The organism is Chryseobacterium sp. OSA05B, assembly GCF_019970065.1.
GTDB lineage: Bacteria > Bacteroidota > Bacteroidia > Flavobacteriales > Weeksellaceae > Chryseobacterium.
The window spans coordinates 20,359-43,250 of the sequence record NZ_JAHXYH010000010.1; the positions used below are offsets into that span (position 1 = coordinate 20,359).

Consider the following 22,892-nt stretch of genomic DNA (forward strand, 5'->3'; position numbering starts at 1 on the left):
AATAGCTTCTAATATTCGTTGAAGTATCGCAAAGTTACATTTATTGTAACTTATTTTGCAAATATAATAATATTTTACTATTGCGCACAGAAAACCGCAATATTTTTTTACTCTTTCTTTTAATTTGTTGTAATGGAAGATGAGAAAGACGTAATTTTTACTATTTGTAAGTACATTTATACTAACTGGATTTCAAAGGCGGAATCGCAGAGGGAGTTTGCGTCCAAATGCGGTATAGAGGAAAGTACTGCAAGAAGAATTAAAAATATTGCATTAGGAACTTCAAAGACCGACTACAATATGTCTCTAAGAACTTTAATTAGAATTTGTAAAAAACAAGAAATAAGTTTAGAATTTTTTTTCGCAAATATAAATACCTAAAATCCTTATGATGTAAGGATCTTTATTTAATTTAGTTTTTAGTTAATAATAAAATCAAGATAAAAAGATTAATTAAAGAACGAAATTTATTAATTCGGTATTCTACTCTCAATAAAATCAAAGACAGGTTTAAAAACTCCAAAACATTCATCTGGAAATGTTGGCACTTTAACTTTTGCAAATTCAACTTTTTCTCCGTGAAAGCGTTTAAATTTTGAAGGTAACCTTTTGTCTTCTACAAACATTGGATCTAATTCAGGTAAATGACTGAAAAGATGTTCAATCGCCATTACTGCATTTTCTCCAAATGTTCCTCCGCCATCAGTATTAATAACTTGGTTTTCTATTGGTTTTCCTTTTGGAACAGGAAGCATTATAGCATAAACTTCATTTTCTTTCATTTGTTTGATTAAGCCCAAATATGGATCTGTGCAAATATCTATGGTAGAAAAACCATTCCAAGTATTATATGCTTTGTCAAAATCAAATAATCCGAAAATAGGTAATCCTTCCATATCTTTAATAACTTCTGGATCCTTCATTAATTGAGCTAAATATTTGTGACCAAATGCATAAAACGGTATAAAAGGAATTTCCTTTTGAGGATTTAACTTATACCAAGCTTCTTTTATAATAATTGGGTCTGTCTTACCCTCAGTAAAAAGAACTGGTTTTTTCTCAATTTGAATAGTATTAATAATACTTAGTATCTGTTCATGTTCGCTGTACTTAATTAGCTTTTCACTCAATTTATCTATCGCTATCCTTTTAGGAACAGTGTATGCATTAATGTTACCTTCATTATTAAAGTCAAAATATCTTACTCTATCTTTCAGCAGTTTAATTAAAGTTATTGCACTATGGCTGCTCATCAATAAATGATTGCTTTCGCTCGATTCGGTAGATATATCTGTTAGTTGTTTAAAAAAATCAAATTGCCATTCTGGATGTAAAAAAGAATCAGGTTCATCTAACAACGTTATACAGTTCTTATCCTTAAAAAGTTCTGTAATTGCAAGTATATAAATTGATTGAAACTGACCATCACTAAATTGACTGATGTTTATTTTTTTTCCTGAATTCAATTCAACTTCAAGGGATATATCTTTCAATAAGTCAATTGATTTTAAATTATCTAATGAAACAAATAATTCAAGTAAAGGCATGTCATTAAATACATGCTGAAATGAATTTATGCTTCTAAATAGAAGATATTCTTCCCTATACTCATTATTAATGTAACCTTCCTCTCGAACAGGTCGATTTTCTAATTTATCGATATTCCATATTTGATTAAGGAAGGTTCTAAAAAAACCATCAGCACCCCAAAATCTTGCCTCATCGTTGAACTCATCAAAATCTAACTCTTTTCCTTTTGCATAATCAGGTCTGGTGAATATCATTTTAACTTCAGTACCAATAGATTTTATTCCCAATTTCTCCAGTATAATTTTTTTAGCATTAAAATCTTTATTTTGAAGTAATAGAGTGGCTAATAATAATGTTTTATATTCTGAACCAATACCAAAGAAACGTCTTGCATCATCTTGATTGAATGCAGGGTTGTTTCTATTTCTATTAATTTTTTCTTTATGCTTTTCATCACTCAGGTAAATATAATTTTTAATCATATTGTTGTGACCTGAATAATATATTAAAATGTTATCTGGCAAAAGATTTGGCGGAATGAAAGGCGATTTAACATCTTCTGAATTTACCCAATTGTTATCTAGCCACTTCAATTGCACATTAGTGCCATTAATTTCATAATGAATTTTATAGTTGAAATTAATGGTATAAGTATTATCGAATAAATGTTTGAATATTTCTAAAAAAGCCTCAAACAAATTAGATTTTCCTGTACCATTCTTACCCACAAAAACATCTATAAAACTAGTACCATCAAAATCTAATTTAAAATCTTTTAGGTTTTTGTATTCACCTATAATGTGTAAATGTTTTAATCTCATGTTACTATACTTGTGCTAAAACTGAATTAAGGATCTGAGATTGCTTTTTTGAAGATTGCTCAATATTTTTCTCTAACATATCACATAATTTAAATAATTCATCTACTTTGTTTGAAATTACTTTTTGAACTTCATAAGGAGGAACAGGAATAGGTATTGAGATCCATTTTTGTTTATTAATAATTGGAGTTGCCGAACCACTAGAATTTGATACTATTTGGTTTTGAAAATATGAGGATTGTAAAACGGCAAATAAATATTTTAGATCAATATTAGAATACGGCGTAATTGTATTGATTTGTTGATTACAAGCAACATCTCTATCATTAATTGCAAGTTTACCGATACTTCCACCAATACAAACCATCATTATAGAATAGCTAGGTATTAACCTTGCTTTTTCAAGTCCTAATTCAGTAAGCGATAGATTAGTATAATTTATTACTTGATTTTTTATATCACCTGGACCTATAAAAGGAATATAATCGCCGTAATACTCTGAATTTTTAGTTGCTGGTGTTGTTCCTGTTTGGGTTAAACCAAGATCATCTAATACTAACCATTTCCATCCTTTTGGTAACGAAAATGGATAATCTTTTTCATTAACTATATGTTTTTTACTAGATATGATATCTATTTCATTATTCTGAACATTTTTAGTAATGAGTTTTCCTTTTATTGCAAGATTTAATGTAGCATCTTTTAATACAGTCACATTTTGTTTTACAGTATATAAAGTATCAAATTGATTGGTAATAAAACTCCAAGCTTTATTAAAAGAAATTTCATCATTAGCTTTGATAAGATTATTAATAGCTGCCGAATTGATTTGAAGTTGTAATTTGTTTTTGCGATTCCGTTCTTCTTCCAACTTATCACATAATAGCATAAGTTGGTCTATTTTTTCAACTATTCTTTTTTGTTCTTCTAGTGGTGGTAGTGGAATAATATATTCTCTAATTTTTCTTAAAACTAAATTTTTATTTCCTACACCTTCTGTTCCATCTTTTGAATATTTCTTTACTAAAGGTGAATTAATTAAATTCTCTATAAATTTAGGATAAACTTTATCGCTTATTATTTTTAACAAGGCAACACTTACAAATATGCTAAATTGCTTATCGGTGTCAATTGTTACAGCAATCCCAGTTGTTCCAATTTTAGTTAATAAAATATCATTATATTCCGGTTTGCATCTTTTAGTAAGTTCTAGATGCTCAGCTTCTGAAATAAACTTTGTGTCATCAAAATCAATTTTACCAGAACTTAAGTTTTTAACTGATAAAAATGGAACACCATCATCAATGTAATTTGGTGTGTGGTGTGCTCCATCCGTTATTAGTGTGCAAATATTTTCTAATTTGATCCATTTCCAATTACTAGGTATCAAATATGGTATTTGTTCTTTTTTAATTGTATCTAATGAACTTTGTTTTTTCATTAGTTTACTTTTTAAAAGGCGTTCTTTTTCTTTTTCAATTTCTTCTAAAAGCAAATTTGCCGGCTGATCATTAGGGTTTTGTTCAACTAACTTTCCTTGCATCGCTAATTTCAATATTAGTTCACGCAATCGGGCAATACCTTCAGGAGTTTCTAATGCAATTTCAAAATGTTTTTCTAATAATTTCATCTAGTATTAATTTCCTAATGCTTGCATTAATTCTTTTTTCAATAAATCTCTAGTGGCAATAAGTTCTCTGCTTATTTGCTCATAGTCATGCATTAATATCTCTGGATCGGTATAAATAATATCAACGCTATGCGGGTTTTTGAAATCTAAATTATAATTTTTATCTTCGATTTCTTTTATAGAAACTTTCCACGCATATTCGTTTTGCTTGCGCTTGTTCCACCACTTTTTTTCTAAATCAAATTCTTCAATTCTTAAAGGCTTGCTTCTTGAATAGGATTTGTAACCATCAGGATAAGGATGTTCATAATACCAAACCTGTTTGGTAGGTTCTCCTTTATCAAAAAATAAAATATTAGTATTAATACCTGTATAAGGACTAAATACTCCTTTTGGCAAACGAACAATAGTATGAAGATTGAATTCTTTTAACAACTCCCTTTTTAAAGTGGTTTTTACGCCTTCTCCAAATAAAAAGCCATCAGGTAAAACCACAGCAGCTCTTCCAGTATCAGCTCTTAATAAGTGCATGATTAACGCCATAAACAAATCGGCAGTCTCACGAGTTTGGTATTTTTTAGGAAAGTTTTTTTCAATCCCGTCTTCTTCAACACCTCCAAATGGTGGATTGGTAATAATGACGTCCATTCGGTCTTTTGGTCCGTAATCTTTAAGCGGTTTGCTCAAGGTATTATCATGTCTGATATTGCTCGGTACATCAATTCCATGTAACATCATATTAGTCATGGCAAGCATATGTGGTAAAGGCTTTTTTTCTATACCGTGAATGTTGTCTTGCAGTTTGGCAATATCTTTATCAGTTTTAAATGATTTTTTCTTGTGTTCAATTACATTCACCAAAAAACCACCGGTACCACAAGCTGGGTCAAATACTCTTTCTCCTAATTGTGGGTTTAAAATATCAACCATGAATTGCGTTACAGCACGTGGTGTATAATATTCACCTGCATTACCAGCTGATTGTAAATCTTGTAATATTTTTTCGTAAATATCATTAAATACATGTCTGTCACTTGATGAATTAAAATCTACATCACCTTGAATAGTATTGATTACTTGGCGCAAAAGCGTTCCTGATTTCATGTAGTTATACGCATCTTCAAAAACACTACCTACAATTTTACCATGTGGAGAAACTCCTGCAGTAGTTGAAAGTTTTTTTAAGTGTGGGAATAAATCATTGTTGACAAAATCGATTAATTCTTCACCTGTCATCCCTTCGTCGTTTGCAGCCCAATTAGACCATTTGAAACGACTTTGTAGCGGTGATTTGTAATTGTCAATTGTAATTTCCCATTCTTTTTCTTTATCGTCGAATATTTTTAAGAAAAGTAACCAAACCATCTGGCTAATACGTTGTGCATCTCCGTCGACACCAACGTCCTTCCGCATTATATCCTGTATGGTTTTTATTAATGTACCTAATGACATATCTAGTATTTAAATTATTTATATGAATAAATTTCTTGTTCTAATTCCTTAACAGCATTATCATATTGCACTTTACCTCCAAAGATGTTAATAATCTCTAGTGGAGTACCATAATGTGTAAAAGGTTGAATGGTTAAGATTTTTGTTTCTTCTATGGGTTCAACGCCCTCATCTGAATATTTATCAAGTAATGAATGAATAACTTGTTGCGCTTGCAAACCATATTTTGTAAAATAATTTCTTTTTTTAACCTGTTCAGCTCTCTCTTTTCTCGACAAAGGTGGTTTATCCCATGCGACATGACAAATAATATCAAAGGGATCAAGATCTCTACCCAATTCTTCTGCTAAAGCTTCAAAGAAAACACCTTCTTTCGCCAATTCGTCTATTATAATCTTCTTTTTCTGAGCATCTGACCACTTCGTTAAAAAATCATCTAAAGAAGTAAATTCTTTTTCAAGAGTTTTTTTTGTGTAATCTTTTAATGATTCTGTTATAAGTTTGCCTTGTGCATCAAAGTACTGAACTCTTTCAGCAACTACTGAAACTGAAACATTATTTACGTAAAATTTTTTAATAGACGGTGTGTTGCAAGCATTATCTTCATGATTTTCATTTCCAACATTATTTACAGAAATATTATTGTCGGAATTATCAAAATCATCTTCTGGTGGTACCGGTGAATCAGTAGATTTTGGTTCATAGATAACAACTGGTTCTCCATCAAAATCAGGATCAGCAAATAATTCAGTTGCTTTTTTGAAGTCCATAATGGTGAAGAAAAATTTGTTATAATCTTCATTTATCCTTGTACCCCGACCTATAATTTGTTTGAATTCGGTCATAGATTGAATCCGTTGATCGAGGACTATGAGTTTACAAGTCTGTGCATCAACACCTGTTGTCATTAGTTTTGATGTAGTGGCAATAACAGGAAATTTTGATTCTGGAAAAATGAAGTTATCCAATTCCACTTTCCCTTCTTCGTTGTCACCAGTAATCCTCACAACATATTTATTATTCGTTGCAGTAATATCACTGTTCTTATTTACCAAAGCTTGTCTCATTCTTTCAGCATGGTCGATATTATCACAAAAAACAATTGTCTTGTCATATCGATTGGTTTGCTTTAAGAAATCAGATATTTTCTTTGCAACTAGTTCTGTCCGTTTCAAAAGCACCAATGTTTTATCAAAATCTTTTTGATTGTAGATCCTATCTTCAATAGTATTGCCATATTTATCGACCATATCTTTGTCAGGCCTCCAACCAGTAAGATCCTTATCCAAATCGATTCTAACTACTTTGTAAGGGGCAAGAAATCCATCATCAATACCCTGTCGCAAAGAGTAAGTATATAGTGGTTTTCCAAAATAATCAGTATTTGATATCTCATGTGTTTCTTTTGGCGTAGCAGTTAAACCAATTTGTGTTGCAGCAGAGAAGTATTCTAAAATTTTTCTCCAATTAGAATCAGCAGCTGCGCTACCTCTATGACATTCATCAATTATAATTAAATCAAAGAACTCCGGTGAAAATTGTTTGTATATATTTTGCTCTTCTTCATTTCCTGTTACAGCTTGATACAGTGACAAATAAATCTCATATGACTTATTAGCTTGTCTTTTTGATATTTTAGTCATTGCAGACCCAAAAGGCTTAAAGTCATTCGTCATAGTTTGATCCACCAAAATATTTCTATCTGCAAGAAATAAAATCCTTTTTTTAGTTTTTGATTTCCATAATCTCCAAATAATTTGAAAAGCAGTGTAGGTTTTGCCAGTACCAGTTGCCATGACCAAAAGAATTCTATTGTCTCCTCTTGAAACGGCTTCTATAGTTTTATTTATTGCTAGTAGTTGATAGTAGCGGGGTATTTTGTTACCAACATCACTGTAGTAATCTTCAGTTATTATAACTTCTTGAGCTGGTGTTATCTCCTTATATTCACACCAGATTTTCCACAATGTTTCTGGTGAAGGAAATTCTTCTAAGGAAATTTCAGTTTCAATTTTGCCATCTTTAGCAATGCTATTGTGGAATAAAAAGCCATCACCATTGGAGCTAAATACAAAAGGAACATCAATCATATCTCCATAAGCAAGTCCTTGCTGCATTCCAGCGCTAACTGTATGATTATTGTCTTTTGCCTCGATAATTGCGATTGGAATTCCGGGTTGATAGAACAATGCATAATCAGCACGTTTATTCTTAGCACGGGTATGTAATTGACCACGGACAATAATTCTTCCATTGGTGAGTGGAAATTCTTCTCGAATTTGAACATGTAAATCCCATCCGGCATTAATTAATGCGGGTGTGATGAATTTAGAACAAATATCACGTTCTGTTAAACTCTTTTTATTCATGCTGCAACCAATTATTCCCTTAGAATTAGCTAAGATATAATATAATTCTTTTATTAAGAAATGTACTGTAGAAATGCATTTTCCTTATAATATTACTTAAAGGCAAATTCCTAGATAATTCAGGGGAAATACCAACAAAATATTTTTAACATTATATTATTTTTGCTTTTTTACGGTATTCCGTAAAAAGATGAATGGAAAAGTTGATATATTTGTTATATAGCGTAAATCTCAGTAAAACAAACATAAATAATCACCCAAAATAATGTTGGAAAAAAAATTTACATCAAACTTTGAAGTTACCAATGGAGCCAACATTGTTCCTATAAAGAGGATAGAAATATTCTCACCAGAAGAGTGGGAACTTTTTACCAAGGAGTATTTAGAAGTACTTAAAGATGATTATGTTGAAATTGAAAGGATTGGCGGAGCAAACGATAATGGCAGGGATGTAATAGCATATATTGAACCAGCAACGGTAAAAAATTACAAGTGGGATTGTTTCCAATGCAAACATTATGACCATTCATTACACCCATCAGATGTTTATGTTGAGATTGGAAAAATACTATATTATACTTTTAAAAAAGATTATCCGATTCCGGAAAAATACTTTTTTGTTGCGCCCAAAGGCTGTGGCACCTCACTATCAAAATTCCTTACAGATAAAGATCTATTGAAGCAGAAAATTAAGGATAATTGGGTTCAAAGTTGTGAAACAAAAATCACTAAAAATGTAGATGTTAAATTGGAAGGTGCATTTTTAAACTATTTCGAAAATTTTGATTTTGGAATCTTTAAGAAGACTAATATCAAAGAGATTTTAGATAAACATAAAAACCATCCTAACCATATTATAAGATTTGGAGGGGGGCTTCCGAGCAGACCAAAAATTGATGAAACTGCTATTGATCAAATTAAAGAAAACGAATTAGTATATGTTCAACAGCTATTTATTTCTTATGGAGACGAGTCTAAAATCAAATATGAAAGTCAAACTGATTTACAAACGAATTTGAACTATCAAAATCATTTTAATAGGACTAGAATAAATTTTCATTATGCAGAACAACTCAGAAACTTCTACAGGGATAGTTTACCAATAAACACTTTTCAAGACTTTCAGGATGAGATATATAATGGAATTATTGATACCGTTGAGGATTCCCACGACAATGCATTTAAGAAAATTAAAGCTTCTGAGCAATTAGCTTCAACTCTCCAATTATCATCAAATCCTTTAACAACAGTGAGTATCGTCAATGATAGAAAGGGGATTTGTCATCAATTAGTTAATGACAAAAAAATAATATGGAAAGATGAGTCAAAATAATCCGTTCAATAATCCATTAGAGATAGGCCTAAGATTGCTCTCTATACTAAATGAAGCTTTTCCTAAAAAAGTCACCTTGCAAAGTTTAATTTACATAGACTACATCATAATCCACTCCGGGGATTTTGATGATAACACCTTAAGTATTCATGCTCCTGTTCCCTACAGAGAAAGTGAGATTTTCATAAAAAGAAACCTAATCAAAAACAGCATGGATTTTTTACTTTATAAAAATTTGGCAGATATAAGTTATGATGCAGAAGGTATCACTTACACAGCAACTGAAGATTCTACACCTTTTTTGGAAAAACTATCTGAGGAATACACCCAAGAATTGTTAATGCGTGTAAAATGGTTTTTTAAGAAATATGAGTCTATTGATGAAATAATATTGAAAAATATTTTTAGCACTGGAAATAACCTAACTCATACAGAATTTAACATTGGAATTTTAAAATAATGGATGGATATATCTTTAAAGAATTACGTTTAACAGGCGAAAATAAAAAAGACGCTGTTGTTCAATTTAAACTTGGTTTGAATGTCATTTCCGGACCATCCAATACCGGTAAAACATTTATATTTGATTGCCTTGATTTTATGTTAGGTTCATCAGATAAATTGAAAGGAATTCCTGAACTAAAAGGCTATTCAAATATTTTTCTTGAAATAGAAGCAGATGATCAGGTCTACACAATTGAAACAGAAATTAAAAATAACAATACTTATAAGTTATATCGTTCTAAAATCAATAAGTTAAGTTCCGAACCTGAAATTTTGAAAAGAAATTTAGATTCTAACTCCAAAGATAATTTGAATAGTTTCTTCTTAAGCTTGAACAATATTGAAAATAAGAAAATAAGAAAAAATGTAAAAGGAGATACGATAAATTTATCCTACAGAAATGTTATAAAATTAGCCTTAATTGATGAAGAACGCATAATCACAAAAGCATCTCCAATCGTATCTCATTATACGAGAGAAACTGAAGAATCAAATACTTTAAGGTTTTTCCTTACAGGGAATGATGATAGCAATATTCAAAAAAAGATCTCCAGTCAGGAGATACAGAAAAGAAAAGGTAAGATTGATTTGTTGCATGAATTTATCAACAATACTGATATTGATTCTAATTTGAATATTGATGATATTGAAAGCCAATTAGCGAAAATTGATGTTTCCTTAAATAATTTTACATTGAACTTTGCTAGAATTAAAAAGGACTATTTGTCTGTTGAAAGCGATTACAAAAATAAAAATGTTGATTTCACAGATTTAAATAAACGACATAACGAAATTACGGAATTATTAAAAAGATCTTACATATTAGAGCAACAATATAACAGCGATGTCTTAAGACTTAAGTCTACGATAGAATCAGGTATATTTATGTCTGAAAACAATGATGCTTCTTGTCCTACATGTAAGCAGGAAATTGCCACTAAAACACTAGACATAGAGCAAATTATTGTTTCTTGCGAATCAGAAATCGAAAAAATAAATTCACTTTTAAAAGAATTAAAAGTTTCACAAAGTTTAATTAGTAAAGAAAAGGAAGATATTGATAAAAAGCTATCATCTACAACAACTGAACTTGAGCAATTAAGAATAAAGTTAAAAGACGGAATAGGAAATGAGCTGGATAAAACAATTGAAATTCTAACAACGTTAAATAACAAGAAAAGTCAATTGATCGGCATTCGGGATATTATTAATAAAACCAATTCTTTTTCGCAAACTATCAGAGATTTAGAGTCATCAATTCCAACATCTAAAGGCAACTACCCTACTTTAACATCCAATGTGACAAAAAAACTTTGTAAAAGAATGTCCGAAATATTAAAAGAAATTGGGGAAAATAAAATTGTTAATTATAGTAGTGAATCGTTTGAATTTGAAATAGGAAATAGTTTTAGAAATACCTATGGAAAAGGTTATAGAGCTATTTACTATTCAGTATATATAATTGCTTTAAATGAGCTGATGGAAGACAATACGTACCGAATTGGTGTTCCCGTATTAGATTCACCGCTAGTTACGTATAAAAAAGCAAATGCAAACGGAGAAGGAATCGAATTAAATTTGGCAATGGATTTTTACAGATATATAGCTAAAACAAAAATCAAACAAACTATAATTTTAGAGAACGAAGTACCACCCAACGATATTTTAGATCAAATTAATCATATTGAATTTAAAGGATTTGGACATGGCTTTATTCCCCAAAATTAGTTTATACTCTAGCTTAGTAGCTGCAAAAAATTAATATTACAAAATATATGTACGAAGATCCTTCACTATTTTGGAAAAATTTTCGCTTAGGTACTGAGCTTCATTTTGCAGGAAGTATGATCTATAATGGATTGTATTCCTTCGATCAGATTGAATATTTCGTTATGAACATGAAATATTTGAGTTTTTGTATAATATATCTATTGGTATCGAAAGACTACAGAAAATAACAATAATTCTTAGTGAGCATACAGAAAAGGTTAATCAATCAGATTTTGAAAAAACGTTGATTACCCACAATCATATAGACCTTTTAAATAGAATAAAGCAGAAACATACACTGAATTTTGGAAAACAGCATGTCAAGTTTTTGCAGTTATTAACCGATTTTCACCAAACAACCCGATATAGTCAATATAACTTGCAATCTGTTTATGAACCTAATTAGGATCTTTTTCGCTTTATCGCATTTCTAAAATCATAGCTTATCGATGGGATACAGAGTTTTATTTTTTCTGCTGATATACTTTCTACTAAGCAGGTTTTCTATGCATGTCTCAGCATTTTTCATAACTGATAAAAGGTCAGTTTCTGTAAAAAATTCTCGAAGTTGGATTGCTTTTCCAGTATTCTCTATTCCCGTATTTATAAGCCATTTCTTTAATTCTTTAATAACATGGTTATACTTTAGAAACCCCTTTTATCTGGATAGACCTGAGGAATCCAATGTTGAATTATTTGATATACTCTTCATATACGGTGAGTTTACTTCCGTAGCTTTATCACAGAACATATAAGTAAAATATGATTTAGACTCTGTCTTAGGGTCTATAAATATTTCTGATTCAAGTCGTATTTTAAATTCCCAGGTATCCCATTTGCGGAGTCCCTGTTGATACGGACTGAATGTACAGTGCAACTCAAAATGCCGTTTATTTTCATCACCTTGAAATTCAACAATAACACTTTTATCATCGGGATGAATTTCTTCCTTTATAGTAGCTTTAAGTTTCATAATATATTTTTTCAAAGCTATACAGGTAATGCGACAGAATATGTCGTAAAATAAAATATAAATTGAAAAGTTTCCTCCTCACAACTTCCTCCCTTTCAATTTACCCGAAGCCTTCTTAAGGTCTTCCTCTTTCTTCCAAACATTCCTAAACGAAAACTCAAACTTCCCTATCGCCTTATCAAATCTCACGTACCCCTGATATTTCTTTCCATTCTTATCCACCAGCCCATCAATATATGCACTCTCCCCTGTCTTCAATTTCTCCACCTGCCAAACCTTAAGTTTCTTCCCTCTGAATGTCCCCGGAACCTCCGCTTTAATACCATTCTTCAACTCTACCATGTTAAGACTCTTGATATTTTTCTTAAACAAAAATTCCACATACTGCTTATCCGCATTATACTGAACTGAAGCATTAAAAAGCGTTCCTCTGCTAGATAGCATATTCTCAATAAACAAAGCCCTGCCTTCTCTAAGAACTTTCGTCTGCGCTTCATTCAAAGTCACTCCCTTGATCACCAGTGGAATTCTCATCTCACCTGTTCTAACCGCAATCAAATCATTCGTCAGCCTGTCCCTTGAGATCAGTGAAGGAATCTTTTCTCCTGTGATAGGATACACCAAATCCACTACCCGTCCCATATTCCCGCTCTCCATCAAATTCTTTTGATCCTCCCCGGTAAACTGATGTCCTAAAAACGTCTCTGTAAAATCAGGATCTTTTCTTACCGGAAAAAACCTGACTTCCAAATTACCTGCATTATTGACCCGAAGTGATAGCCTCGCCTCCATTTTAGTCACTACCGAACCTGTTTTAAATTCAATAGGAAGGAGCATTGGTGTCTTATACCCTTTAAGCATCGTCTCCAAAGCCCCCATCTCAAGCAGCTTATCCCTACTCAAACCAACTTTCTCCATCATCGTCCAATCCACCTGCTCAGGGTTGTATAGGTAGCGATCTTCTACCCTATACACTGTAACCTCATTTCCGGGCATAAGATCTCTATTCGCTTCTACAGTATCAATAGAAACTTCATATTCCCTAAGCAGTTCTTTATCTTCCTCAGAAGCCTGATCTACATAATGCTGAAGGTCTACAGCTGTCTGCCTGGCTTCATACTCTGTTACCTTAAAAAATGAAAAATCAGAGGGATCTCTCAACTGATGATAGAACTCACTGAATATCTCTGCAAAGGAATCATCCTGCGCAACTAAATGAATTCGCTTGTCAGAACCTACCTCTTTAAAACTGCTGTCTTTCAGCTCTCCATTTTGATCCACTCCCTCAACCATTCCAATAGTACTGCTACTATGATGTAGTACGAGTAACGTATTACCTACTTTTTCTACAGCGTTCAACGCATTATTCTTATCTTTTTTCATAACTCTACTCTATCTGATAATCAAATCAAGTTATAGAGCAATACGATCACTATGGTTAATCGGTAAGCCATGGCATTTCTTGACAATGATGGGCGTTAGGGTGTTCCAGAAAACCTAAATTTATCGACAGGATCTAAATCTACAGATAAAAGAGAGCATGTGTTCTGTAATACAAAAAAGCATAGTGCTGTGGAAGTTGAAACAGTAAACTTGCTAGAAATTTGGTTAATGACTCCTGAAATAGAAGGCAATTCCGGAGAATGTCTGACATATACATTCTGGCTCCGTAATCATACATTCCGATCTCATGAAGCTCCTTACCATTGTACTTATAGCTATAATACCCTCCAAAATTAGAATTACTAAAAGCATTCCTTCAATATGATTAAGCCAAATGGATAATAGTTATTGGTATCTGTAACTTCAAGAGCCCTTGCGCTGCCTTTTAGCAAAACTTACCCTGCCATTTCCGAAGTGATCTGTATGATTGTAAATATATTAGTTCTTTTTTATAAAAATAAAACCACCGTCTTTGTGGTGGTTTTATTTTTGTCCTTTAATCTGTATCGGAGTGTCAGGACTAGTCAATGGATAATTAATATTTTCACAAGATGGATATTATTTACAATTTATAAACTCTCTTAACTGAAAAAATTATATACAAACGAAATTGAATTGCTTTTAAGGTTACCTGTAAAGAAAATATATTTCTGAAGTCCTTTCTTTTGTTGATCTGTCAAATAATTATAAATATTATTATTTATTGTTAGCTGAATACTTAAATCATAGTTAGTTTTGTCATTTAATATATAATAATCATAAAAGAATGTATCTCCGCGTCTTATATCAAAAATATCTAATTTTATTTTTAGTCTCATTTTTTGTTTTGGTGCAAAAAAAATAAGGTGATCCATCACAAACATATTTCTCTTAGCTTCAAAATCACTTTTCAGGTTATTTTCCTTTTTCCATTTAGCTATTTTCCTTCTTTCTTTAATTTCTTTTTTATCTATTTTTTTAATTAAATATTCATCCTCTCCTATATCATAACTCCGCATTAAAACCGTAAGAGGTTCATTAGTTGTGGTGTCCTTAAATAGTAAAGTAGGGGCGAAAAAATTATACGAATGATCAAAAGAAGTAATTTCATTACTAAGTTCATCTACGTTATAACCTTTAAACTTTTCCTTATCTAAAGGTAAAGCATAATAGTCATTAGTTAAATTAGTAATATCAATTACCATTTCTCCCCTGGATGAGGAACTTTTCTCTAATGAAACTATTTTAAGATCAATTTGTCCAAAAGATATAATAGATGAAAAGAAGAGCGTAAGAATTATTATTTTTTTCAATTTTCAATTTTTAATTTAGCACTGTTAATAAAGATGTTATATCTTTGAATTAAATTACCTATATTATTATTGATAATATCAATCGATATTTGTTCATATCCAGCTTTTTCATTTTTAGCCTCTGGACCATGAACTCTGTAAAGATAATCCTTAGCATTTGATATTTTAGGATTACCCCATTTTTCATCCCAAGAATAGGAAATAAACTCTGAAAAATACCCAAAAGCATTACTTTCATTACGCCCCTTCCTTCCTATGACTTCATAAAATTGTAGTAAAAAATGATCAGTAATTGAATGGTTAATTTAATGCCCAATTGCATAAGAAAGCGCTAATACATTAGAAATATTATCCATGTTTAATAAAATTATGTAGCCTTCAGCCTTTGCTATAATATCTCTTCTTTTTGTTTTTTCAAAAAATACACTGGCTTCTGGCTTTTGATTGGCAACAACATTGAGTATAGAATTTAGATCACTAAGCAAGCCTACACTTAATATTTTTGAAGCTTGTTCAAATTTTGCTTTAGTATTCGCTGGATTATCAAATCCAGCCTGCTTTAATTGATCAACCATTGAAAATAAACTACTAACAGAACCACCATTTCCAAAATAAGCCTGAGCAAAGATAATTCCACTTAAGCTGGTAATAGATAGCCCAGAATATGATCCACCGCCGCCACCGCCACTATTTGCGATATCGTAAAAATATCCCATTCCATCTCCCAACCCAAGGAAAGCGGAAACACTGGCTCTGTCTCCAGGTCCTAGATAACTGATCATTCCAGTTGTATCCTGATATTACGTCATCATACTTTCTCCATTTCTACCGGGTGCCTGAATTTTTCTTCCATCAGGATCAATGAACATGATCGGATTATTAGCAGCATAATTATAGGGTGTAAATCTTCTGTACAGCTCAGCAAGCGGATCTATTACGCCCCACCTACCAATATCTGCCAGATACATTCTGGCACCGTAATTATATATTCTAGTCTCCTAAAGCTACTTTACGTTGTACTCGTAATTGTAGGCATTGATCCGGGTAAGTACATTATAACCTTGATGTTTAAACCAAATGGGTAATAAATGTTTTCTTCAAGAACTTCTGGGCTACATGCTGAGGTTTAGTATAGCATATCCGCTCATTTTCTAAACGGGTTGCATAGTTGTAAATATAATGGTTTATCTTTTTCTAAGATATAAAAGTGATAATTATATGAGGACATTAATTCTTTAAAGTTAAATTACCACTTTATATCTTTTCTGTTCTTTAAATTCCACTTTGCCTTAATAGAATTACTTTTAAGTTGACCTGTAAAGTAAAGAGATTCATTATTATTAGAATTTTGCTCCTTCTTTTTTTCGTTATCAATATAAATTGTTATGCTATAATTTCTATTTTTATCAATATTAAAATAATCATATTTTCCATTTTCGACATTAAATTCAAATGGATTAAATTTGATAGGAATTACTAATTTTTGTTTTGGTTTAATTTCAAATAAACTATTTTTACTTTTTTCGTCTGGAATTTTTTCACCCTTATTAGCATAATCAATTTCCTTCTCCTCTAACTCTAGTAATTTCGTACCATAATTTATAGTCTTATGTTTATATTTTAATTCGATTAGAGGTCTTAAATTATCAAAACTATGATCATGATAAAAAGGTTTGAAACTTGTTGTATCTATGGGAATCTTACAAGTTTTATCACCAGAATTAAATATCTCCAATACAATTATTGTAGTACTATTCTTATTTTCAAAAGATTTTATATTTAGCAATAATTGAGATTTTACATTTATTACGGCTAAAAGAAATATTAAAAGTTTCATATTTTATGGCATTTTATAAATTGAATCTAGAAATTTGTATTTTTCTATAAATAAATTATAGGCTTTCGTCCCTAAATCACTTTTGTTTGTATTAAGTCTATCAGCATATCCTATTTTCACAATATTAATAATATTTAAATTATTCCCGCTTAGTGTTTTATAACCTAAATTATCCATCCAAGTATATGCTCTATACTCATTGTATAATAAAATAGCATTTGACCCTACAGTTCCATTTCCAAAATGATTTCTCAATGATTTATTTATATTGTATGAATCATATAAGTGAATCATTTCATGTCCAATAATAAAGGCAAAAGACAACACATTATCAACTTTATTCATATTAAAAGCAATAATGTTTGAATTATTTAATAACTGTCCCGGTGCTTTAGTTCCTCTATCTTGGAATTCTACAGGTGTGTCTGGAGTAGCTTAATCTGGCATTTTCCAAATGGTCGGTATAGCTGTAAATATAAATGTCTTTTTTTGTTTAAAATAAAACCACTGCGAGAGCAGTGGTTTATTTTATTTAAATAGTATTGTATAATTTTCCTTTTCCGTGAATATCAAAATAATATTCATTTAAGTCTTCATTATCAGGCTGGCAAATAAAATAGTTGAAATTTTATTTTTTTTGAAATTCCTCTATCCAATCTTTTAAGTAATGAATACACATCTTAAAGTTAGATTCCTTCAAATCCTTTAAATCAAAGAAAAATAAGATTTCAACTTCATCATTATTTCGCCCTAAATTAATAAAATACCCTAGCAATAATTTTCCCCTTTATATCTAAAAAATCTATACTAAAGAATTTGAATTGATTATATTAATCATTTCATCGAAATCTTTGATTGAATTAATTTCGGGATCAATAAAACTAGCTTCTTAGGAGTTTAACAATAATTTTCTAAAAAATTAAAATTCAATATAGAAAACAATCCTTTACATACTATTTCTATTAATATTTATATAGTATTTTAATCAATTTCACTTTCTAGGTAGCCAATAACTTCCCCCGAATCTTCACTTAAATAAAAAGTCCCTATATAATTGTTATTGTCAATATTTACTCCTTTTAAAAGACTTCCGGAATAATTTTTCAGTCCGAAAAGTAAATTATTCATTTGTTCTGCGAGTTTATGATGTTTATTATCGACTGCATTTCCTTTTCTTATTTTATATATTCCAATTAAATTTTCTCTTTCAAATCTGCCATTACTTAGCCTCACGTGATAGTCATTAATTTCTCCTGGTAGATTGACAGTTTGTTTTATTAAATTAAAAATATCTTCTATTGTTTTCATATTCTATGGTTTTACGTGTTGTACGTTAGCTCTAATAACAGGCCCGAAAATTAGCCATTCAGCTTCCTGCATTTGTTTTCCTGTAGCAGATATATTAGGAATAGCGTTTACACCTACTTTAAATCTCTTTGACATTATCACACCAGGCGCTGTTCCATAATTTGTAGCAAAGTCTCTTGCTGTCCTAGAATCAGTTGTCCAAGATGTCCAAACTGAATAATTATCTCCCATTGCATGGTCATCCATATTCCAATGTGCCATATTTCCTACTCTCAAACCATTTGGAATTGCTATACCAAATAATGCTTCATTATACATTATTTGTTGTGTTTTTGAATGTGCATTAGAAGAGACTCCTCTATATAAAAGTATCCCATTTCTATTAACATCTTCTCCAGATATATCTACTGGCATTGTTATGGGTATATCTACAATTCCTTTTGAATTGGCTGCAAATTAACTATCTCCATTTAGCATTAACGGCAATGCCCAAAGGCTACGGGTTAATGCAGCACCAGTTACAGAATAAAATGCATTTGCATTTATATTAATAATCTTTCCAATCTGAACTACTCTGCTAACCTCTGCTCCAGCTAAAATAGTTGTAATACCGGCACCTTTATTGGAACCAAACAAACCTCCAACAAAACTTGCAGCTCTTTGCCAAAAAGTAGGCTTTGGAGAGGGATTGTTACCTAAGGCAGCCATTGCATTTCTGTACTCTTGTGTCTCACCAAAGGTTTTTGGACTGCCACCCCCATCGGTTCTAAAATAAAATAGGCCCATTCCGTCACCTAATCCAAGAAAAGCCGCGACACTAGCACGGTCTCCAGCTCCTAGATAACTGATCATTCCAGTAGTAGGCTGATACTGCGTCATCAGACTTTCTCCATTTCTACCGGGTGCCTGAACTTTTCTTCCATCAGGATCAATGAACATGATCGGATTATTAGCAGCATAATTATAAGGCGTAAATCTTCTGTACTGCTCAGCAAGCGGATCTATTACGCCCAATCGGCCAATGTCTGACATATACATTCTGGCACCGTAATCATACATTCCTGTCTCCTGAAGCTCCTTTCCGTTGTCTTTATAACTCTGCCAGCTTCCAAAACCACTACTGTTGAGCCCATTTCCTCCGGTATGGTTTAGCTCAAAAGGATAATAATCCCTGGTATCTAAAATTTCAGTTGCACCTACGCTTTTTTTTTGTAAAACTTGCCCTTAAATTTTCTAGATAGAATTGTAAATATATTAGTTCTGTTTCAAATAAAAACCACGGCAAAAGGCAATGGCTTATTTTTATGACCTGAGTATATATTAGTGTTAGGAACTATTGTTTTAATTCAACAAAATTACTCTCAAGTTTTTTGGTAAATAATTTATATTTTTTTAGTTTATATTTTTGTGAAGAAGTTAAATACCTATCAATTTCTTTAAACTCACAAAGGCTTAAATTAAACTTATAGTTTTCTGATTTTTCAAGAATATAATTATAAAAAATTAATTCTTGAGCTGTAATATTGTATAAATCGAGCTTAATATTAAATGAAAATTTTCCTTTTGGCTTCAAATAAATTAGATTATTAATTAGATTATAATTAATAAGTGAAACATTATAATCTTTGATATTATTATTTTTCCCCCATTTCGATATTTTTTTTTGAAAACTCGATCTTTTTATATTGATATTATTACTAATAGAATCAAAATTTTCTGAAGTCTTGTAATAACCAATAGTGTAATCTTCTTTTTTACCAGTTGATTTGATAATATTAACCATCAGCCCAAAAGAAGGAAACTCTAATTCATGATCAGACAAGTTATTACAATCATCTTCGTAAGGACGAAAATGAAATGCATCTATAGGAAGAACATAGTTTTCTTTCGACTCATTATAAATGGTTACTTTGGCAATTGAATTTGTTAATCTAAGTTCTAGTCTTAACTGACCAAATATAGAATAAAAAAAGAAAATCAGAATTAATGTATAGTATTTCGAGTACATATTATTTTTTATTTATTTTGTTATTATACATAATTTTCCATTCGTACATTAGACGACCTAAATCTTTGTTGACACGATCTATTATAGATTGTTCATGCCCTACACCTTTTGGACCATAGTAAAGTGATACAGCTTCGAAAACACTCTTGCTACCATATCTTGTACTACCTGCAGAAATTTCCCATTCAATTCCCATAACTTCCTGAAAAAGATTAAAACTCCTTGTACTAGCTTCAGGAATTCTTGTTATCTCACTAAATGTACTTTTAAAAAAACGATTTGCAAAAACATGTCCATACATTTCATGTCCAAGTGTGAAAGCATAAGATAAAATATTATTAATATTGTTAATGTTTATTAGTACTAATTGTCCACGTGTAACTGCAGGACTCTTTATTTTGGAATCTTCTACAAATCTAGCTTCTGTAACTTTAAATAACTCAGCTAAAGCTGGTACCTTTTCAAGTAGGACATCTTTGTCTGCATACTTTGCTTTAGTATTCGCTGGATTATCAAATCCAGCCTGCTTTAATTGATCAACCATTGAAAATAAACTACTAACAGAACCACCATTTCCAAAATAAGCCTGAGCAAAGATAATTCCACTTAAGCTGGTAATAGATAGCCCAGAATATGATCCACCGCCGCCACCGCCACTATTTGCGATATCGTAAAAATATCCCATTCCATCTCCCAACCCAAGGAAAGCGGAAACACTGGCTCTGTCTCCAGGTCCTAGATAACTGATCATTCCAGTTGTATCCTGATATTGCGTCATCAGACTTTCTCCATTTCTACCTGGTGCCTGAACTTTTCTTCCATCAGGATCAATGAACATAATTGGATTATCTGCTGCATAATTATAAGGGGTAAATCTTCTGTACTGCTCAGCAAGGGGATCTATTACGCCCCATCTGCCAATGTCTGACATATACATTCTGGCTCCGTAATCATACATTCCTGTCTCCTGAAGCTCCTTTCCATTGTATTTATAACTCTGCCAGTTCCCAAATCTGCTGCTGCTTAACCCGTTTCCTACGGTATGGTTAAGCCGTAGTTGTTTGTATCTAAAATTTCAAGAGTAGCTGCGCTGTTTCTAGCGAAATTTACTCTTTGTATTCTCAAGCTTGTTTATATAATAGTTCTTTGTTTAAAATAAACCACTGTAAAAAACAGTGGCTTATTTAAAAAGAATATGAACGAAACAATCACTCCAGTTGAAAATCATTTTTTTGAGACTTTTTGGACAATCTCATCGGTAGTATCACATGTTTTATAACTCTTCTTTTATGTCTTCTATATAAATACCATTCTTATTTTCATGTAAATACCTTTCTAAAAATACTTTTCCTTCTTTTTCACCACCTAATATAGCAATATATCTCATAGAAGCTATGGCAATGAATGATGACATATCTTCAGATTCTAACGACAATATTGGATAAGTAGATTCAAAAAAAATCATTAAATCTTCCTTGTTTTCGAAGAACAAAGGATCACAATAAAAAATATCAACAAATGAATATATTGCAAATTCTTCCCTTTCCTTAATAAAATTAGATATATTAGATAAGTAGAAAGAAATTATTTTTTTACGTATAAAAGCTGATATTTCATCTTCGTTATAACCAAACAATTGATAAATCTTGATAAGATCTAATACTAATAGTGAAACATCCTTTTTTGTCGTATTAAAATAAATTTCATATTCAATTTTAAAATTTTCAATATTAGTATTATAATACTTTTTGTATTGTTCGCCAAGCATAATCAACTCATCGTCTGTTTTTTCTAATATTTCTTTTAACATATTTTATTATTTATATCTTATAGGTATAGGAGGTCCAACTAATCTAGTATTGAAAATATTAACATTAGATCCATAAAATCCGTAATTTGTTCCTCCAAGTTCAATTTTTCTAATAGGTAAACCTAATTTCTCAGAATATGCTCCAGTTACACCAGGGCCATGAGGCAAAGAGATAGAATTAAGAAGGCTTGTTGTACCTTGTTGTGTCGTGTATTGGACTATTATATCATACTTGTCTTTTTTACTAAAGCCATTTAGAGCTCTTTCTGCATAATCCAAACGGTCTGTAACAAATGGTCCTTCTCCTCTATAATTGCCGTTTTGATCCCTCTTCTGTTGTAAAAATCCACCAGTACTTAGATATTCTTTACTAGACATTGCTCTGTAAAAAAATTCCACCTCACTAGATTCATCTGATGGTACATCTGTTGCTCCCGTAAGAGGTATATCATAACCTCGTGCATGAGAACTATCTCCATTTAACATTAACGGCAATGCCCAAAGGCTACGGGTTAATGCAGCACCAGTTACAGAATAAAATGCCTTTGCATTTATATTAATAATCTCACCAACTTGAACAATCCTGCTAACCTCTGCTCCAGCTAAAATAGTTGTGATACCAGCACCTTTATTGGAACCAAACAAACCTCCAACAAAACTTGCAGCTCTTTGCCAAAAAGTAGGTTTTGGAGAGGGATTGTTACCTAAGGCTGCCATTGCATTTCTATACTCTTGTGTCTCACCAAAGGTTTTTGGACTGCCACCCCCATCGGTTCTAAAATAAAATAGGCCCATTCCGTCACCTAATCCAA

The 22,892-nt window shown here is 31.4% G+C and carries 22 protein-coding genes; 4 read left to right on the forward strand and 18 right to left on the reverse strand.

Annotated features, from left to right (window positions below):
* Positions 1-132 precede the first annotated feature (132 nt).
* A complete protein-coding gene (locus LC419_RS22895; protein WP_223609534.1) occupies positions 133-381 on the forward strand; it encodes a transcriptional regulator in 249 nt (82 codons plus the stop codon).
* 89 nt (positions 382-470) lie between these two features.
* Here the strand turns inward: LC419_RS22895 and LC419_RS22900 are convergent, their stop codons facing one another.
* The 4 genes from LC419_RS22900 to hsdR are packed head-to-tail and all read right to left on the reverse strand — an operon-like array spanning position 471 to position 7,802.
* The gene (locus LC419_RS22900; protein ID WP_223609535.1) at positions 471-2,351 is read right to left on the reverse strand and encodes an ATP-binding protein; all 1,881 of its coding nucleotides are present in this window, start codon (positions 2,349-2,351) and stop codon (positions 471-473) included.
* Positions 2,352-2,355: 4 nt separating this feature from the next.
* On the reverse strand, positions 2,356-3,981 hold the full coding sequence (locus tag LC419_RS22905; RefSeq protein WP_223609536.1) for a restriction endonuclease subunit S: 1,626 nt from the start codon (positions 3,979-3,981) through the stop codon (positions 2,356-2,358).
* 6 nt (positions 3,982-3,987) lie between these two features.
* Complete coding sequence (locus tag LC419_RS22910) at positions 3,988-5,433, reverse strand: class I SAM-dependent DNA methyltransferase (protein ID WP_223609537.1); 1,446 nt, start codon at positions 5,431-5,433, stop codon at positions 3,988-3,990.
* 14 nt (positions 5,434-5,447) lie between these two features.
* On the reverse strand, positions 5,448-7,802 hold the full coding sequence (gene hsdR / locus LC419_RS22915) for an EcoAI/FtnUII family type I restriction enzme subunit R (protein ID WP_223609538.1): 2,355 nt from the start codon (positions 7,800-7,802) through the stop codon (positions 5,448-5,450).
* Between the two features lie 265 nt (positions 7,803-8,067).
* On the opposite strand from hsdR, the gene LC419_RS22920 reads away from it, so the two are divergent.
* Genes LC419_RS22920 through LC419_RS22930 form a run of 3 tightly spaced genes read left to right on the forward strand, consistent with a single transcriptional unit; the run spans position 8,068 to position 11,367 of the window.
* The gene (locus LC419_RS22920) at positions 8,068-9,135 is read left to right on the forward strand and encodes an ABC-three component system protein (protein ID WP_223609539.1); all 1,068 of its coding nucleotides are present in this window, start codon (positions 8,068-8,070) and stop codon (positions 9,133-9,135) included.
* Entirely contained in the window at positions 9,122-9,595 is a 474-nt protein-coding gene (locus LC419_RS22925) for an ABC-three component system middle component 2 (RefSeq protein ID WP_223609540.1), read from the forward strand. Before LC419_RS22920 ends, LC419_RS22925 begins: the two co-directional genes overlap by 14 nt.
* Positions 9,595-11,367 (forward strand): AAA family ATPase, encoded by a 1,773-nt coding sequence (locus LC419_RS22930; protein ID WP_223609541.1) that lies wholly within the window; start codon positions 9,595-9,597, stop codon positions 11,365-11,367. Before LC419_RS22925 ends, LC419_RS22930 begins: the two co-directional genes overlap by 1 nt.
* A gap of 700 nt (positions 11,368-12,067) precedes the next feature.
* On the opposite strand, the gene LC419_RS22935 is transcribed toward LC419_RS22930, so the two are convergent.
* The 14 genes from LC419_RS22935 to LC419_RS23000 all read right to left on the reverse strand — a co-directional run.
* Positions 12,068-12,382 carry a hypothetical protein gene (locus LC419_RS22935; RefSeq protein ID WP_223609542.1) on the reverse strand — a complete coding sequence of 105 codons (315 nt, stop codon included), beginning with the start codon at positions 12,380-12,382 and terminating at the stop codon, positions 12,068-12,070.
* 78 nt (positions 12,383-12,460) lie between these two features.
* Entirely contained in the window at positions 12,461-13,765 is a 1,305-nt protein-coding gene (locus LC419_RS22940; protein WP_223609543.1) for a DUF3945 domain-containing protein, read from the reverse strand.
* A 641-nt stretch (positions 13,766-14,406) separates the two neighbouring features.
* Complete coding sequence (locus tag LC419_RS22945) at positions 14,407-15,117, reverse strand: hypothetical protein (RefSeq protein WP_223609544.1); 711 nt, start codon at positions 15,115-15,117, stop codon at positions 14,407-14,409.
* Between the two features lie 305 nt (positions 15,118-15,422).
* A complete protein-coding gene (locus tag LC419_RS22950) occupies positions 15,423-15,899 on the reverse strand; it encodes a hypothetical protein (protein ID WP_223609545.1) in 477 nt (158 codons plus the stop codon).
* Between the two features lie 18 nt (positions 15,900-15,917).
* Positions 15,918-16,085 (reverse strand): RHS repeat-associated core domain-containing protein, encoded by a 168-nt coding sequence (locus tag LC419_RS22955; protein WP_262901743.1) that lies wholly within the window; start codon positions 16,083-16,085, stop codon positions 15,918-15,920.
* 278 nt (positions 16,086-16,363) lie between these two features.
* Positions 16,364-16,954, reverse strand: a complete 591-nt coding sequence (locus LC419_RS22960) for a hypothetical protein (protein WP_223609546.1) — start codon at positions 16,952-16,954, stop codon at positions 16,364-16,366.
* Between the two features lie 3 nt (positions 16,955-16,957).
* Positions 16,958-17,299 (reverse strand): hypothetical protein, encoded by a 342-nt coding sequence (locus LC419_RS22965; protein WP_223609547.1) that lies wholly within the window; start codon positions 17,297-17,299, stop codon positions 16,958-16,960.
* 636 nt (positions 17,300-17,935) lie between these two features.
* Positions 17,936-18,262, reverse strand: a complete 327-nt coding sequence (locus LC419_RS22970; RefSeq protein ID WP_223609548.1) for an enoyl-CoA hydratase — start codon at positions 18,260-18,262, stop codon at positions 17,936-17,938.
* A 3-nt stretch (positions 18,263-18,265) separates the two neighbouring features.
* Positions 18,266-18,676 (reverse strand): hypothetical protein, encoded by a 411-nt coding sequence (locus LC419_RS22975; RefSeq protein ID WP_223609549.1) that lies wholly within the window; start codon positions 18,674-18,676, stop codon positions 18,266-18,268.
* 42 nt (positions 18,677-18,718) lie between these two features.
* Positions 18,719-19,321 carry an RHS repeat-associated core domain-containing protein gene (locus tag LC419_RS22980; RefSeq protein ID WP_262901744.1) on the reverse strand — a complete coding sequence of 201 codons (603 nt, stop codon included), beginning with the start codon at positions 19,319-19,321 and terminating at the stop codon, positions 18,719-18,721.
* 274 nt (positions 19,322-19,595) lie between these two features.
* Complete coding sequence (locus LC419_RS22985; protein ID WP_223609550.1) at positions 19,596-20,270, reverse strand: hypothetical protein; 675 nt, start codon at positions 20,268-20,270, stop codon at positions 19,596-19,598.
* A 1-nt stretch (position 20,271) separates the two neighbouring features.
* Positions 20,272-21,228 carry an RHS repeat domain-containing protein gene (locus tag LC419_RS24220; protein ID WP_306666595.1) on the reverse strand — a complete coding sequence of 319 codons (957 nt, stop codon included), beginning with the start codon at positions 21,226-21,228 and terminating at the stop codon, positions 20,272-20,274.
* A gap of 315 nt (positions 21,229-21,543) precedes the next feature.
* Positions 21,544-22,080, reverse strand: a complete 537-nt coding sequence (locus LC419_RS22995; RefSeq protein WP_223609551.1) for a hypothetical protein — start codon at positions 22,078-22,080, stop codon at positions 21,544-21,546.
* A 6-nt stretch (positions 22,081-22,086) separates the two neighbouring features.
* Positions 22,087-22,892, reverse strand: an 806-nt coding sequence (locus tag LC419_RS23000) for a hypothetical protein (RefSeq protein ID WP_223609552.1), incomplete at its 5' end; no start/stop codon positions are given.

Bases quoted from the DNA above. Each gene is read 5' to 3' on its own strand.
- LC419_RS22895 (WP_223609534.1), top strand. From the start codon at position 133: ATGGAAGATGAGAAAGACGTAATTTTTACTATTTGTAAGTACATTTAT.
- LC419_RS22900 (WP_223609535.1), bottom strand. From the start codon at position 2,351: ATGAGATTAAAACATTTACACATTATAGGTGAATACAAAAACCTAAAA.
- LC419_RS22905 (WP_223609536.1), bottom strand. From the start codon at position 3,981: ATGAAATTATTAGAAAAACATTTTGAAATTGCATTAGAAACTCCTGAA.
- LC419_RS22910 (WP_223609537.1), bottom strand. From the start codon at position 5,433: ATGTCATTAGGTACATTAATAAAAACCATACAGGATATAATGCGGAAG.
- hsdR (WP_223609538.1), bottom strand. From the start codon at position 7,802: ATGAATAAAAAGAGTTTAACAGAACGTGATATTTGTTCTAAATTCATC.
- LC419_RS22920 (WP_223609539.1), top strand. From the start codon at position 8,068: ATGTTGGAAAAAAAATTTACATCAAACTTTGAAGTTACCAATGGAGCC.
- LC419_RS22925 (WP_223609540.1), top strand. From the start codon at position 9,122: ATGAGTCAAAATAATCCGTTCAATAATCCATTAGAGATAGGCCTAAGA.
- LC419_RS22930 (WP_223609541.1), top strand. From the start codon at position 9,595: ATGGATGGATATATCTTTAAAGAATTACGTTTAACAGGCGAAAATAAA.
- LC419_RS22935 (WP_223609542.1), bottom strand. From the start codon at position 12,382: ATGAAACTTAAAGCTACTATAAAGGAAGAAATTCATCCCGATGATAAA.
- LC419_RS22940 (WP_223609543.1), bottom strand. From the start codon at position 13,765: ATGAAAAAAGATAAGAATAATGCGTTGAACGCTGTAGAAAAAGTAGGT.
- LC419_RS22950 (WP_223609545.1), bottom strand. From the start codon at position 15,899: ATGATCAGTTATCTAGGACCTGGAGACAGAGCCAGTGTTTCCGCTTTC.
- LC419_RS22955 (WP_262901743.1), bottom strand. From the start codon at position 16,085: ATGTATCTGGCAGATATTGGTAGGTGGGGCGTAATAGATCCGCTTGCT.
- LC419_RS22960 (WP_223609546.1), bottom strand. From the start codon at position 16,954: ATGAAACTTTTAATATTTCTTTTAGCCGTAATAAATGTAAAATCTCAA.
- LC419_RS22965 (WP_223609547.1), bottom strand. From the start codon at position 17,299: ATGAATAAAGTTGATAATGTGTTGTCTTTTGCCTTTATTATTGGACAT.
- LC419_RS22970 (WP_223609548.1), bottom strand. From the start codon at position 18,262: ATGAAAACAATAGAAGATATTTTTAATTTAATAAAACAAACTGTCAAT.
- LC419_RS22975 (WP_223609549.1), bottom strand. From the start codon at position 18,676: ATGCCAGTAGATATATCTGGAGAAGATGTTAATAGAAATGGGATACTT.
- LC419_RS22980 (WP_262901744.1), bottom strand. From the start codon at position 19,321: ATGTATGATTACGGTGCCAGAATGTATATGTCAGACATTGGCCGATTG.
- LC419_RS22985 (WP_223609550.1), bottom strand. From the start codon at position 20,270: ATGTACTCGAAATACTATACATTAATTCTGATTTTCTTTTTTTATTCT.
- LC419_RS24220 (WP_306666595.1), bottom strand. From the start codon at position 21,228: ATGTATGATTACGGAGCCAGAATGTATATGTCAGACATTGGCAGATGG.
- LC419_RS22995 (WP_223609551.1), bottom strand. From the start codon at position 22,080: ATGTTAAAAGAAATATTAGAAAAAACAGACGATGAGTTGATTATGCTT.